The sequence below is a fragment of the Sphingomonas chlorellae genome, from assembly GCF_056485145.1.
Map to the genome: position 1 here is coordinate 1,223,908 of NZ_JBQXXM010000001.1, position 13,442 is coordinate 1,237,349.

General features: G+C 68.4%; 9 protein-coding genes and 1 tRNA gene. 5 read left to right on the forward strand and 5 right to left on the reverse strand.

Going from position 1 to position 13,442, the window contains the following annotated elements:
- Positions 1-4 precede the first annotated feature (4 nt).
- Positions 5-1,243, reverse strand: coding sequence for a LysR family transcriptional regulator (locus ACT3CF_RS05620; protein WP_478420988.1), 1,239 nt, complete (start codon positions 1,241-1,243; stop codon positions 5-7).
- 65 nt (positions 1,244-1,308) lie between these two features.
- Positions 1,309-2,448 (reverse strand): M24 family metallopeptidase, encoded by a 1,140-nt coding sequence (locus ACT3CF_RS05625; protein ID WP_478420990.1) that lies wholly within the window; start codon positions 2,446-2,448, stop codon positions 1,309-1,311.
- 206 nt (positions 2,449-2,654) lie between these two features.
- On the opposite strand from ACT3CF_RS05625, the gene ACT3CF_RS05630 reads away from it, so the two are divergent.
- From ACT3CF_RS05630 to ACT3CF_RS05650, 5 genes are all read left to right on the forward strand, one after another.
- Positions 2,655-3,944 carry a Xaa-Pro dipeptidase gene (locus tag ACT3CF_RS05630; protein ID WP_478421370.1) on the forward strand — a complete coding sequence of 430 codons (1,290 nt, stop codon included), beginning with the start codon at positions 2,655-2,657 and terminating at the stop codon, positions 3,942-3,944.
- Positions 3,941-5,245 (forward strand): dicarboxylate/amino acid:cation symporter, encoded by a 1,305-nt coding sequence (locus ACT3CF_RS05635; RefSeq protein ID WP_478420992.1) that lies wholly within the window; start codon positions 3,941-3,943, stop codon positions 5,243-5,245. The genes ACT3CF_RS05630 and ACT3CF_RS05635 overlap by 4 nt, the downstream gene beginning before the upstream one ends.
- A gap of 513 nt (positions 5,246-5,758) precedes the next feature.
- Positions 5,759-6,589: a sulfite exporter TauE/SafE family protein gene (locus ACT3CF_RS05640; RefSeq protein ID WP_478420994.1), complete on the forward strand. Its 831-nt coding sequence runs from the start codon at positions 5,759-5,761 to the stop codon at positions 6,587-6,589.
- Positions 6,590-6,655: 66 nt separating this feature from the next.
- Positions 6,656-7,843 carry a pyridoxal phosphate-dependent aminotransferase gene (locus tag ACT3CF_RS05645; protein ID WP_478420996.1) on the forward strand — a complete coding sequence of 396 codons (1,188 nt, stop codon included), beginning with the start codon at positions 6,656-6,658 and terminating at the stop codon, positions 7,841-7,843.
- 273 nt (positions 7,844-8,116) lie between these two features.
- Entirely contained in the window at positions 8,117-10,666 is a 2,550-nt protein-coding gene (locus ACT3CF_RS05650) for a TonB-dependent receptor plug domain-containing protein (RefSeq protein ID WP_478420998.1), read from the forward strand.
- A 340-nt stretch (positions 10,667-11,006) separates the two neighbouring features.
- Here the strand turns inward: ACT3CF_RS05650 and ACT3CF_RS05655 are convergent.
- The 3 genes from ACT3CF_RS05655 to ACT3CF_RS05665 all read right to left on the reverse strand — a co-directional run bounded on the left by ACT3CF_RS05655 (position 11,007) and on the right by ACT3CF_RS05665 (position 13,343).
- A tRNA-Thr gene (locus ACT3CF_RS05655) sits at positions 11,007-11,082 on the reverse strand.
- Between the two features lie 18 nt (positions 11,083-11,100).
- A complete protein-coding gene (locus ACT3CF_RS05660; protein ID WP_478421000.1) occupies positions 11,101-12,009 on the reverse strand; it encodes a hypothetical protein in 909 nt (302 codons plus the stop codon).
- 8 nt (positions 12,010-12,017) lie between these two features.
- On the reverse strand, positions 12,018-13,343 hold the full coding sequence (locus tag ACT3CF_RS05665; RefSeq protein ID WP_478421002.1) for a replication-associated recombination protein A: 1,326 nt from the start codon (positions 13,341-13,343) through the stop codon (positions 12,018-12,020).
- Positions 13,344-13,442 lie beyond the last annotated feature (99 nt).

A 13,442-nucleotide genomic window follows, 5' to 3' on the forward strand; every position in this document is an offset into this window, starting at 1 on the left:
CGGCTCAGCCGGTGCGGCGGAGCGCGGCGTGTGCCACCGGCGCGCGCGTGGCGCTACGGAGCAGCTCGGCAAAGGCGTCGTGGAGCGGCGTGCCGAGCCAGTCCGCACGCGTGACGATTCCAAGCGGCGGCGCGGCGCCGACGGGACCGAAGGCGATGCGCTCGACCACGCCCTGCGCGTCGTGCAGTTCCTGTTCGGTCAGCAACGCCAGCCGGTCGCTGCCCGCGAGCAACTGGCGCATCGTTGCGGGTGAACAGGTGGCGATCGGCGCGTGCGGCATCGGCCCGTCGGCGAACAGCCGCGTGAAGCAGGTGTGGCGGCTCGCACCCGGGGCGCCCATGATCCATTCCTGCTCGCGCAGCCGGTCGAGCGGCACCGTCGATTCGGCGAGCAGCGGATGGCCGCGCCGCGCCGCGACGGCGTAGCGCGCCGGCACCAGCGGCTCGCCCGCCAGTCCGTCGGCATGTTCGGGCAGCGGCGCGAGCACGAGGTCGAGCGCGCCGTCGCGCAACTGGGCGAAAAGCGCCTCGGCGCCGTCTTCGACGATCCGCAGCCTTGTGGTGGGGTGGCGGCCCGCAAAACGCTCGATCGCCGAACCCAGCGGCAGCGAATCGCCCGCAGCGATGGTGCCGAGCGCGACACTGCCGCCCCAGGCGCCGCGTGCGCAGGCGATCTCGCGCAGCCCCCAGGCGAGCTCCTGCACCGCCAGCCGCAGGCGTCGGCCAAAGGCCATCGCGGCGGGCGAGACGATGATCCCGGTCGCGGTACGGTGGCAGAGCGGACGGCGCAGCTCGGCCTCGAGTTCGCGCGCGGCGCGGTGGAGCGAGGCCTGGGACAGCCCCAGCCGTTCGGCACCGCGCGCGAACGATCCGGTCTCGACCACCGCGACCAGCCCGCGCGCCTGTGCCCGCGTGATCCGGCGCGCGGTCGCCGCAATCGCCTGGCGGTCGCCGGGCACGCCCAGTTGGGTCAGCGCGGCGGCGATCTGGTCGAACATGCGGGCAGTACGCCGGTGCAGGATCTCGCCGAAGCCGTTGAGACGGCTGCCGCTGCTGTCGCGGTCGATCAGCGGCGCCTCCACCGCGACCTCCAGCTTGGCTAGCGCCTGCGTCACGGCGGGTTGCGAAAGGCCATAGTCGAGCGACGCGCGGCGCAGGCTCTGGTGACGGCCGATGCTTTCGAACAGCCGGAGTTGACGGAAGCTGATCGCCTCCGCCCGCCCCCCCGGGTCGTTGCTGGTCATTGTTTTTATCCTCTCCGCCGGCCAGCCTAACCCAAGTTCGGGCAAGGCGGAATGCGGATCGGCGATCAGTCGAACGGCCGGTCGAGCGCGGGCTGGGGGCGCGTGAAGGCGGCAGGGCCGGTTTCGGTGGTGTGGAAGCAATCCTCCACCGCGATCGTGAAACCGTCATCGTCGGCGATGCTGGCGGCGACGGCGTAGCAGGCGCCGGAGACCTCCATCGGCATGCCGATGGTGCCGCAGGGCAGGGCCGGCCCCAGTCCCAATCCGATCCGCCGTTCGGTCCGCACGACGGTGCCCGGCTGCGGAGCTGGCGCAGCGAAATCGGTCTGCGCCGCGCGGACCGCGGCAAAGCGGTCGAGATCGGCAGCGACGGGATCGCCGAAGCAGAAGGTACGCGTGACGGCGCCGTGATAGCCGTCGACCGCGCAGGCGCTGGCGATGCGGACGAGCGCACGTTCGCCCAGGATGCGGTGCGATGCGTCTGCCATGGTCGTGCCCGCGCCCCGGTCGGCGAACGCGACGCTCGCCTGGCCCGGCCCGTCGGCGCCGATCGCCCGGTGCGCCGCGACGATGAAGCGTTCGACCTCGGCCGCGTCGACGCCCGGTCGCAGCGCGCGGGCGGCATGGTGCTGCACCGCGAGCGCCATGGCCGCCGCCTGCCCGATCAACGCAATCTCCGCCGGCGATTTTGCCCAGCGGCAGGTGGTGACGCACGGCGTCCCGTCGGCGAGGACGAGCCCCTGCGCGGCGAGTGCGCGGCTGAGGGCGATATCGGCGACGCCGTCGATCGCGAGCGTCGCGCCGCGGGGAAGGACATCGGCGAGCGCCGCCGCCATTGCCGAAGCGCCATGAAAGCCGCGCGCCTCGATCGGCAGCATCAGGCCCGCCGCCGTCAGCGCATCGGCCGTGCGCGCGCTGCTGATCCACACATCGCCGCGAACCGGGAGGAGCAGCGCCAGCGGCGCGGTGCCGCATCCGCACCGGCAGCCGCAGTCGGCCGCGAGCGCGACCGCGTCGATTCCGGTGAAATAGCGCAGGCTGTCGCGCGCGGTGACGAGCAGCGCGTCGAGCCCCGCCAGCAGCGCCAGCGCGCGGGCATGTTCGATGCGGCTGCGGCGTTCGTCAGGCCCGATCGGCCAGGCCCGGTCGCGCCAGGGCAGGATGGCGGCGCGTTGAATCGGTCGTTCCGATTCCCCTGTGTGCATGTGTCCCCCATTCCCCCCGGCCGCCGCCCAAGCATGGCCCCGCGCGCGCCGTCCAGCCATTTTGTGTGCGCTGCACCAAGGGGAATACCGCAATGGGACGCTGCGGCATCCGGGCTTCGACGCGGTGCCGCATCATCGAGGCTTGCAAATGATCGTGCGAGCGTGAGGATCGGCAGCGATCGAACAACAAAGGGAACGCCATGCGAATGAAGATTGCCCCGATCGCGCTTGCCGGCGCGTTGCTGGCTACGGCGATGCCCGCGACGGCACAGGCCGATACGGTGGTAATTTCTGCCGATCACATGGTCGACGTGCTCGCCGGACGCCGCGTCGACGATGTGCAGGTGGTGGTGACCGACGGGCGCATCGCCAGGGTCGGGCGGCGCGGCGATGCCGTGCCCGCCGATGCGCGGCGGATCGAACTGGGCGCTCGCACGCTGCTGCCCGGGCTGATCGACATGCATGTCCATCTGACCAGCGATCCGCGGTTGAGCGGGTATCAGGCGCTGGAGTTCACCGACAATTTCTGGACGGTGGTGGGCGTCGCCAGCGCGCGCCGGACGGTGGAGGCGGGTTTCACCACGGTGCGCAATGTCGGTTCGGCCAATTTCGACGATGTCGCGCTGAAGCAGGCGATCGACCGCGGCTATGTCCCCGGCCCGCGGATCGTCCCCGCGGCCTATGCGCTGGGCGTCACCGGCGGCCATTGCGATTCGACCGAGTTTCCGCCGTCGATGCAGATGAAGTCGCCCCAGATCGCCAACTCGCCCACCGAGTTCCGCGCGGCTGTGCGCACGATGCGCAAATATGGTGCCGAGGTCATCAAGGTTTGCATGACGGGCGGGGTGCTGTCCAAAACCGACTCGGTCGGCGCGCAACAGATGAGCGCCGACGAGATCAAGGCGGTGGTCGACGAGGCGCACATGCTGGGGATGCGTGTCGCCGCGCATGCCCATGGTACCGCCGGCATCAACGAGGCGTTGCGCGCCGGCGTCGACACGATCGAACATGCAAGTCTGGCCGATGCCGAGAGTTTCCGGCTGGCGCGCGCGCACAATGCCGCGCTGGTGATGGACATCTATAACGACGACTACATCCTGGCCGAAGGCGCGCGGAACGGCGTGTTTCCCGAAAGCCTGGAAAAGGAACGGACGATCGGCCGCAAGCAGCGCGAGACGTTCCGGGCGGCGCATGCCGCGGGCGTGCGGCTGCTGTTTGGTACCGACGGCGGCGTCTATCCCAACGGCGACAACGCGCTGCAATTCGCCAAGATGGTCGAATGGGGGATGACCCCGATCGAGGCGATTCGCGCGGCGACGAGCGACGCGGCGGCGATGCTCGACAAGGGCGCCGATCTGGGCGCGATCGCGCCGGGACGGCTGGGCGACCTGATCGCGGTCGACGGCGATCCGCTCGCCGATGTCCGCACGCTCGAACATGTCGCCTTCGTGATGAAGGGCGGTTCGGTCGTGAAGCCCGTGGCCGGGACGCAATGAGGATCGCCGCGCCCGATCCCGCGGTGCGCATCGCGATCCCCCGACGCCCCTGGTATCGGCATCTCTATGCCCAGGTGCTCGTCGCGATCGTGCTGGGCGTGCTGATCGGCCATTTCGCGCCCGCTACGGGCGAAGCGCTCAAGCCGCTGGGCGATGCCTTCATCAAGCTGGTCAAGATGGTGATCGCGCCGGTGATCTTCCTCACCATCGCGACCGGGATCGCCGGGATGCGCGACCTGGCCGCGGTGGGCCGGGTGACCGCCAAGGCGTTCGCCTATTTCCTGACCTTTTCGACGCTTGCGCTGATCGTCGGGCTGATCGTCGCCAATGTGGTTCAACCGGGGGCGGGGCTCAACATCGACCCGGCGACGCTCGATGCCGCGCGCGTCGCCGATTATGCGCACAAGGCGCACGAGACGAGCATCACCGGCTTCCTCACCGGGATCATCCCGGAAACCTTCCTCTCGGCCTTTGTCGACGGCAACATCCTGCAGGTGCTGCTGGTCGCGGTGCTGTTCGGGATCGCGCTCGCGCTCGTCGGCGCCCCCGCCGAGCCGCTCGTCGGGCTGCTCGAGACGGTGTCGCTCGTCTTCTTCCGGCTGGTGGGGCTGGTGATGCGCGCGGCGCCGCTGGGTGCGCTGGGCGCGATGGCGTTCACGGTCGGCAAATATGGCGTGGGGACGCTCGCCAACCTGGCGGCGCTTGTCGCCACTTTCTACGCGACCTCGCTGCTGTTCGTGCTGGTGGTGCTGGGGCTGGTGGCGCGCGCCTGCGGTTTCTCGATCGTGCGGCTGATCGTCTATCTGAAGGCCGAACTGCTGCTGGTGCTCGGCACCTCGTCGTCCGAAAGCGCGCTGCCGTTGCTGATCGAGAAGCTGGAGCGCGCCGGCGCCGCCAAGTCGGTGGTGGGGCTGGTGGTCCCGACCGGCTATTCGTTCAACCTCGACGGCACCAACATCTACATGACGCTCGCGGCGCTGTTCGTGGCCCAGGCGACCAACGTCCACCTCTCGTTCGGCGAGCAACTGCTGTTGCTCGGCGTCGCGATGCTGTCGTCAAAGGGCGCGGCGGGCGTGACGGGGGCGGGCTTCATCACGCTGGCGGCGACGCTGTCGATCGTGCCGTCGGTGCCGATCGCGGGCATGGCGCTGATCCTGGGGGTCGATCGGTTCATGTCGGAATGCCGCAGCCTCACCAACTTCATTGGCAACGCCGTGGCGACGATCGTCGTGGCGCGTTGGGAGGGGCGACTCGACCGCGATGCGCTGGCTGCCGCGCTGGCGCCGAATCGCCGGGACTAGGGGCGGGTGCAGCCGATTCGGCGCGCCGAGTCGCGCAACGGCTTCCGCACTTTCCCGGAGTGGATCGAGGGGGGCTGCCGTGCCGTCGGCAAGGCGGCGATGGCCGGGCGGCAGAGGGGGATTGGACGAGCCGCCCGGCCAACCCTCGCGTTTGCGACCCGAGGGCTTGGGCCGTCCATAGCTCCATTCGGCGGCAATTCAAGGATTGCATGGATGTGCATGATCCAAGAAAATTCGTGGATTGTCCCCGTTTTGGGACGCCCTGCCGCCGCCCGAAAGGTGCGGCGGTCGCGCGGTACCGCCGTCGCCCGAATCGCTGCGGCGCAGCGGAACTGTCACCGCGATGCAACAGGGGCGGAAGGAATCCAGAAACGAATTTTCACGCGCCTGTAATTTAATGTTGCGCAAGGCTGCGCCCCCATGCATCCTTTCACCATGCGGGGGCTTGGTCGCGTAGCAAAATAACACCCGCGGTTCCGTGGAGAGGGCCTCACTCAGTCAATTGGGGTGGCCGTGTCCTTGACCTTAGCATCGTGGTTTTTGCCGCTTCTCGCGCTTCTCGGCGCGGGGCTCGTTGCCGGCTTTGCGGCCGGAATTTTCGGAATTGGAGGAGGCTTCGTCGTCGTCCCGGCGCTGATGCTGGTTCTGCCGCTGCTGGGCGGTTCGCACGCGCAATATGCGCATGTCGCGATCGGCACGTCCGCCGCGACGATCATTCTCACCTCGCTGCGATCGGTGCGCTCGCACGCCAAGCGCGGGGCGGTCGATTTCGAGATCCTGAAGAGCTGGGCGCCGTGGCTGGTGCTGGGCGATGCCGCCGGGGTGCTGCTCGCGCAGCGGTTCGACGGGCATGTCCTGACGCTCGTGTTCGCGATCGGCGTCGGGCTGATGTCGCTCAACTTCCTGGTGCCGCAACTTGCCAACCACCAGATCGCTGACGAGATGCCGGGCATCGCCCCGCGCGTCGCGATTGCGGGCGGACTGGGCACCTTTTCCTCGCTGCTCGGCATCGGCGGCGGCACGATCGCGATCATGGTGATGACGCTGTGCGGGCGTTCGATCCATCGCGCCATCGCGACGGCATCGGGCATCGGCGTGCTGATCGCCATTCCCAGCGCGATCGGTTTTGCGATCATCGGCTTCGGCGAACCGGGCTTGCCCTGGGGCTCGTTCGGCTATGTCAACATGCCCGCGACGGTCGCGATCGCGTCGATGTCGATCCTCACCGCGCCGCTGGGCGTGGCCGCGGCGCACAGCCTGCCGCCCGCGCTGCTGAAGCGCGTCTTCGGTGTGTACCTCGTCTTCATCTCGTTCGTCATGTTCAAGAACGCGATGAAATTCTGATCCCCGTTTCGCCGGGCCAGGGGGGTCTTCGCCCGGCAAGAACCAAGAAAATAGAGGGAATGCAGCATGACAGCGATTGAGACCGTGAAGCCCGAAGCGCTTGATCCGGCGGCGCAGGACGACCTGTTGTCGCGCGGTTACGGGCGGCGCGACCTGGCGCGGATCGCCGCGATCTTCGGCGCGGGCGCCGTTGCCGCAGCGGCGGGCCGCCCCGCCTGGGCATCGGGCGGCGTGCCCGATCCGGCACCCACGGCCAAGGTGCGGATCGGCGCCAACGAGTGCTGGACCGGTCCGCTCGCCCCGGGACAGGTCGCCGCGGCCAAGATCATCGCGCTCAGCAACCGCTATGCGCCGCGCGACGAACGCGGCGACTTCCTTCGCGCCGTATCGGCAGTGGAGGGCGTCCCTGCCGACCATGTTGCGCCGTGGCCGGGGTCGAGCGACCCGCTGTCGCGCGCGGTCGTCACCTATTGCTCGCCGACGCGCGGGCTGGTGACCGCCGACCCGACGTTCGAGCTTGCCGGCCGCACCGCCGACTGGCTGGGCGCGCCCGTGAAGCGCGTGCCGCTGACTCCCGATTTCCGCCATGACGTGAAGGGGATGCTCGCCGCCGATCCCAATGCGGGGCTCTATTATATCTGCACGCCCAACAATCCCACGGGCACGATCACCCCGATCGAGGACATCGAATGGCTGATCGCCAACAAGCCCGCCGGGGCGATGGTGCTGGTCGACGAGGCCTATGTCCACTTCGCCGGCGTCCCGGTCGCGTCGCAGCTTGCGGTCAAGCACAAGGACGTGATCGTCATGCGCACCTTTTCCAAGATCTTCGGCATGGCCGGGATGCGCATGGGCTTCATCATGACCAACCCGGCCAACATCGCCAAGATGATGCGCTATGACGGCGGAATGCAGTCGGGCGCGCTGCCGCTGCCGTCGCTGGCCTGCGCAACGGCCAGCCTCACCGCCAAGGCGCTGATCGACAAGCGCCGCGCCGAAATGGTCGCCGCGCGCGAACTGACGCTCGAGCATCTGAAGAAGCGGGGGCTGCATTTCGTTCCCACCCAGGCGAACATGGTGATGATCGACTGGAAGACGCGCGCGGCCAAGGACGTGCAGGCGGCATTCCGCAGCCAGAGCGTCGAAATCGGTCGTTCCTGGCCGATCTGGCCGACGATCTCGCGCATCACGATCGGCTCGATGGCCGAGATGAAGCTGTTCTGCGCGGCGCTCGACAAGGTGTGGACCGCCTGATTTCCTGCGGGGCGGCGGCACGGTGAAGCGCCGGCTGCCGCCCCGCCAAGCAGCAGGATGGGAATCGTAACGACCGCCGATCGCGGCGGCATCATCGGCCGGAGGCGCGTGGTGCGCTCCCGGCAACGCGAGCGGCTTGCCCGCTCGATCACAGGAAGGGCCGAGTCGGAACTCGGCATCGCAGCCATGTTCGTTTCGTGTGTCAAAAAAGAGACAGAGAAGCGTCGGAGCGGAACCTGAAGGGGCATTCCATCAAGCGGAAGGGGGCTCCTCATGAAGGGAAGTGTTTCGGTTACTGCGTTGGTCATCGGTCTGTTCGCCGCCACCCAGGCGCACGCACAGAGCGATGCTCCGGTCCAGGTTGCATCGGCGGATATCGCCCAGGCCCAGTCGGCACCCAAGGGAACGGCGGGCGAGGAAATCATCGTCACCGGCACGCGCAGCACGGGAATTACCGCTGCGGAAAGCGCGACGCCGATCAAGGTGCTCGACGAGGCTGCGCTCAGCCATGTCGGCCAGCCCAATCTCAGCCAGGCGCTGACGCAGCTGGTGCCGTCGTTCGTCGCCCAGTCGTTCGGCGGCGACACCGCCAACCTGACGCTGTCGGCGCGGCTGCGCGGGATCAGTCCCAACCACACGCTGGTGCTCGTCAACGGCAAGCGGCGGCACGGCAGCGCCAATCTCCACGTCCTCGGCGGCCCCTACCAGGGTGCGGCGTCGCCCGATCTCGACCTGATCCCGCCCGAGGCGATCGCGCGGATCGAGGTGCTCGAGCAGGGAGCGGCGGCGCAATATGGTTCGGACGCGATCGCGGGCGTCATCAACATCATCCTCAAGAATGACGACGAGGGCGGATCGGGCAGCTTCACCGGCGGCCGCTATTACAAGGGCGGCGGCGACACGCTGGGCGGCCAGATGCACATCGCCACGCGCATCGGCGACAAGGGCTATTTCAACCTGACCGGCATGTATCGCTTCCACGATTTCAGCCAGCAGGGCGGGCTCGACCTGCGCGTCACCGATGCGAACGGCACGCTGCTGTCGTCGCTCACGCCGGCGCAGGCGGCGATCCGCCAGCAGACGACCGGCTATCCCAACATCAACAAGATCGTCGGCGATTCGCGCTCGCGGCTGGCGACGTTCACCTACAACACCGGCTATGACCTGGGCGGGGTGACGGTCTATTCGTTCGGCAGCTACAGCCGCCGCACCGCCAGCGCCTATGAGAATGTGCGGCTGCCCGATCGCATCATCGCGTCGCCGACGCTCGGCGTCGCGGGGTCGCTCACCACGCCGGGCGCGATCATCTTTGCGCCCAAGGGATTCAGCCCGCGCGAAGGGCTGGTCGAACAGGACTTCGCGCTCACCGGCGGCATCAAGGGCGAGATCGGCGGGTGGAAATGGGATCTGAGCTCGACCTATGGCGAGGATCACAACGAGATCTACACCTATGACAGCGCCAATGCCTCGCTGTTCGTCGACACGCATTTCACGCCGACCGACTTTTACGACGGTTCGTTCCGCAATCAGGAACTCACCGCCAATCTCGACGTCGCGCGCGAACTCGAACTCGGCATGGCGGCGCCGCTGACGCTGGCATTCGGTGCCGAATATCGCGAGGGACGCTATACGATCGGCAAGGGCGATCCGGCATCGACGTACAAGGAGGGCGGCCAGTCCTATCCGGGCTTCACCGCCAGCGATGCGGGCGCGCACAGCCGCAACAACCAGTCGATCTATCTCGACGTCGCGGCGACGCCGGTGACGGGGCTCAAGCTCGACGGCGCGTTGCGCTGGGAGCATTATTCGGATTTCGGCGAAAAGTTGATCTGGAAGGCGACGGGGCGTTACGATTTCAACCCCGCATTCGCGTTGCGCGGCACCGTCAGCACCGGCTTCCGCGCACCGACGCTGGCTGAGGAATATTATTCGGCGACCAACGTTTCGCCGACTTCGGCCACGGTGCAGTTGCCTGCCAACGCAGCGGCGGCGGGGATTGTCGGCTTCCAGCCGCTCAAGCCCGAAACGTCGACGACGTTCAGCGCGGGCGCGGTGTTCCGCCCGGTCAGCCGGCTGGCGATCACGCTCGACGCCTATCAGGTGAAGATCAAGAACCGCATCGTCGGGTCCAGCTCGATCGTCGGCAAGTCGGGCGGGGTGGTCGATCCGGTGACGGGCGCCGCGGTGCTTGCCGCGATCGCCGCGCACGGCAACATCCTCGACCCCACCGTCGGCAATGTCAGCGTCGCGTCGTTCATCAACGGCGTCGATACGCGCACGCGCGGCGTCGACCTGACCTTCAGCTATCCGACGCCGGTCGCGTTCGGGACGATCAACTGGACGCTGTCGGGCAACTATAACGAGACCAAGGTGACGCGCGTGCGCAGCGCGCTGGTCGACGTCTCGCCGATCAGCAACCTCGAGGATGCGTCGCCCAAGGTGAAGCTGGTGGCCGGGGCCAATCTTACCGCCGGGCCGATCGAGGTGACGCTGCGCGAGACCTTCTATGGCAAGACCTCGGCGCTCTATCGTTACTCCGGCAATTACGACTATCTGCGCAACGCGGTGGGCTTTGCCGCGATCACCGATTTCGAGGCGAGCTATGACTTCGGCGGGATGAAGCTCGCGCTCGGCGCGAACAACCTGTTCGACAAGAAGCCCGAAAAGGTCCGCAACCAGCTCGCCGCGCGCGGCGCCACCGCGGGGCTGCCGAGCAGCCTGGTGCCCTCGTCGGGAACCAATGTGTGGAATTCGCCGCTCACCATTTCGCCATATGGGATCAACGGCGGCTATTACTACGCGCGGCTTTCGTTCAAGTTCTGAGCATTGTGCCGGCCGCACCATGCGGGTGCGGCCGGCATGTTTTCACCGGTGCGGTGCGGCCCGTCGGCGGGACGGCAGGGCAACACCGTCAAATTTGTCAGGCAATACCGTGGTTTACCGGGGGTGGCGTGCCGCTTTGGGGCTGTCCTGCGCTGACAAATGGTTGCCAGCCCTGTTAACCATATTAGGACGGCTTCGGGCCTTTCATCGGCCCGGCCGGTGTCCATGATCCCCGTTATGGACACCGGCCTTATCCGGTCCGGTCGCGCACGAATCGGCCCATGGCCGCGGGCGATGCTGTGCTTGCCCCCTTCGTTCGAAACGACTTTTTGCTGAGCGCTGGTGCCGGATGCAGGGCTCGAACCCGCGACCTTCGGTTTACAAAACCGCTGCTCTACCAGCTGAGCTAATCCGGCGACGATGTCCCACTAGCTTCATGCGACGCCGAAGGTCCAGCCCTCAGTTTGCGCAAGGTCGCGATCGAGGTCGGCGGGAGCCCAGAGCGCGCGGCGCTCCGCCGCGCAGCGCAGCCATGCGGCCGAAAGCATCGCGTCGGTGGCGTGGTCGTCATAACGCGGCAGCGGCGCATGCGGGCGCGATCCCAAGGCGGCGAGCATCGTGTCGAGCGTCGCGGCGTCGCGGATCTTGGACGTGCCGCGCCGCATCCCCGCCTCGCGCGCCGCAAGCGCGGTATAGATCTCGACGAACAGCGGCCCGTCCTCGGGCACCGGGTCGAACGGCCACAGTCCGATCCGCCCGCGCAGCCGGTGGAGCACGCGCATCCCGGTCAGGCTCGACTTGCCCACCTGCGAGGCGCCGACCAGGTTGAAGCAGCTATACGGCGCCAGCCCCATCGCCTGCTGGCCGTGCTCGCACACCCGCAACCGGCCGCGGCCCGCCGGGAAGCGGTCGCCGCACGCGCCCATCTGGCGAAAATGGCGGGCGGCTTCGGGGTGGCGGACGAAGCCGCTCGCCGAAAGGTGCCGGTCGTCGCCGCACAGCGCCTCGACCAGCGCCCACAGTGCGGGGCCGTCGGCGGGGCTCTCCGTCCAGCCGGGAAAATAGGCGCCCGCATCGGCGAAGGGAAAGGCGGGCGAGAGGTCGAGCCCGATCAGCGCGCGCACCCGCCGCTGTGCCAGGCCCGCGAGCCAGTCGAGCAGTTCCGGACGCGACCAGGCGCGATCGACCAGCACCGGGGCGTCGTCGCCCGCCCGTGCATGCGCAACCGCCAGCCCGCGCGGGCGCTCGATCGCCTGGCCGGACCAGTCGATCGCGATGAAATCGGTGAAGCGGGGCGGGGCCTTTGGCCCGGCCGCATCCGCCGCATCCGCTGCGGCCGTCACGCGCTCGCTCAACCGCGCTCGGCCTGCCGCCGCGCGCGCATCGCGTTCCACCAGGCGATGCGTTCGCCGATCCGCTTTTCGGCGCCGCGGTCGGTGGGGGTGTAAAAGGTCTGCGGCGTCATTTCCTCGGGCCAGTAATTGTCGCCGCTGAAACCCTCCGCGGTGTCGTGGTCATAGGTATAGCCGCGGCCATAGCCGATGTCCTTCATCAGCCGGGTGGGCGCGTTGAGGATGTTCGGCGGCGGCATCAGCGATCCGGTCTCGCGCGCACTGCGCCACGCGGTCTTGTGGGCGCTGTAGGCGGCATTCGATTTGGGCGCGGTCGCGAGATAGAGGCAGGCCTGCACGATCGCCAACTCACCCTCGGGCGAACCGAGGAACTGGTATGCGTCCTTGGCGGCAAGGCATTGCGTCAGCGCGTTGGGATCGGCGAGCCCGATATCCTCGACCGCCGCGCGTACCAGCCGCCGCAGCACGAACAGCGGGTCCTCGCCCGCGGTGAGCATCCGCGCCAGATAATAGAGCGCGGCCTGCGGGTCGGAGCCGCGGATCGATTTGTGGAGCGCCGAGATGAGGTTGTAATGCCCCTCGCGATCCTTGTCGTACACCGCCATCCGCCGCTGCAGCAGCTCGGACAGCGCCGCCGGGTCGAGCGGGGCGTCGGCGCCGATCGCGAACAGCGTCTCGGCCTGGTTGAGCAGGAAGCGCCCGTCGCCGTCGGCGCTCGCGATCAGCGCGGCGCGCGCCGCTTCGGTCAGCGGCAGCGATTGCCCCTCCAGCGCCTCGGCCCGGTCGAGCAACTGCCCCAGCGCCGCCGCGCCCAGCCGGTGGAGGATCAGCACCTGCGCGCGACTGAGCAGCGCGGCGTTGAGTTCGAACGACGGATTCTCGGTGGTCGCGCCGACCAGCGTTACCGTCCCGTCCTCGACGAACGGCAGGAAGCCGTCCTGCTGCGAGCGGTTGAAGCGGTGGATCTCGTCCACGAACAAAAGCGTGCGGCGTCCCAGCCGCGCATGATCGCGCGCCTCGGCGAACACCTTCTTCAGGTCCGCCACGCCCGAAAAAACGGCCGAAATCGCGACGAAGCGCAGCCCCACCGCGTCGGCGAGCAGGCGCGAGATCGTCGTCTTGCCGGTGCCCGGCGGCCCCCACAGGATGATCGAGCTGAGCCGGCCGGCGGCCACCATCCGGCCGATCGCCCCGTCGGGCCCGGTCAGATGTTCCTGCCCGACCACCTCGTCGAGCGTGCGCGGGCGCAGCCGGTCGGCAAGCGGGCCGCCTTCGGCAACGGGGGCGGCGGCGGGAGCGGAGTCATCGGCGAAAAGGTCGGCCATCACGCGCAAGATAGGGCGGTCTTGCGCGAATTGCATCCTTGTCGGCGGATCGGCGGATCGGCGTGCCCCGGCGGGGCGGGCGGGCAGAGTTGATCTGCC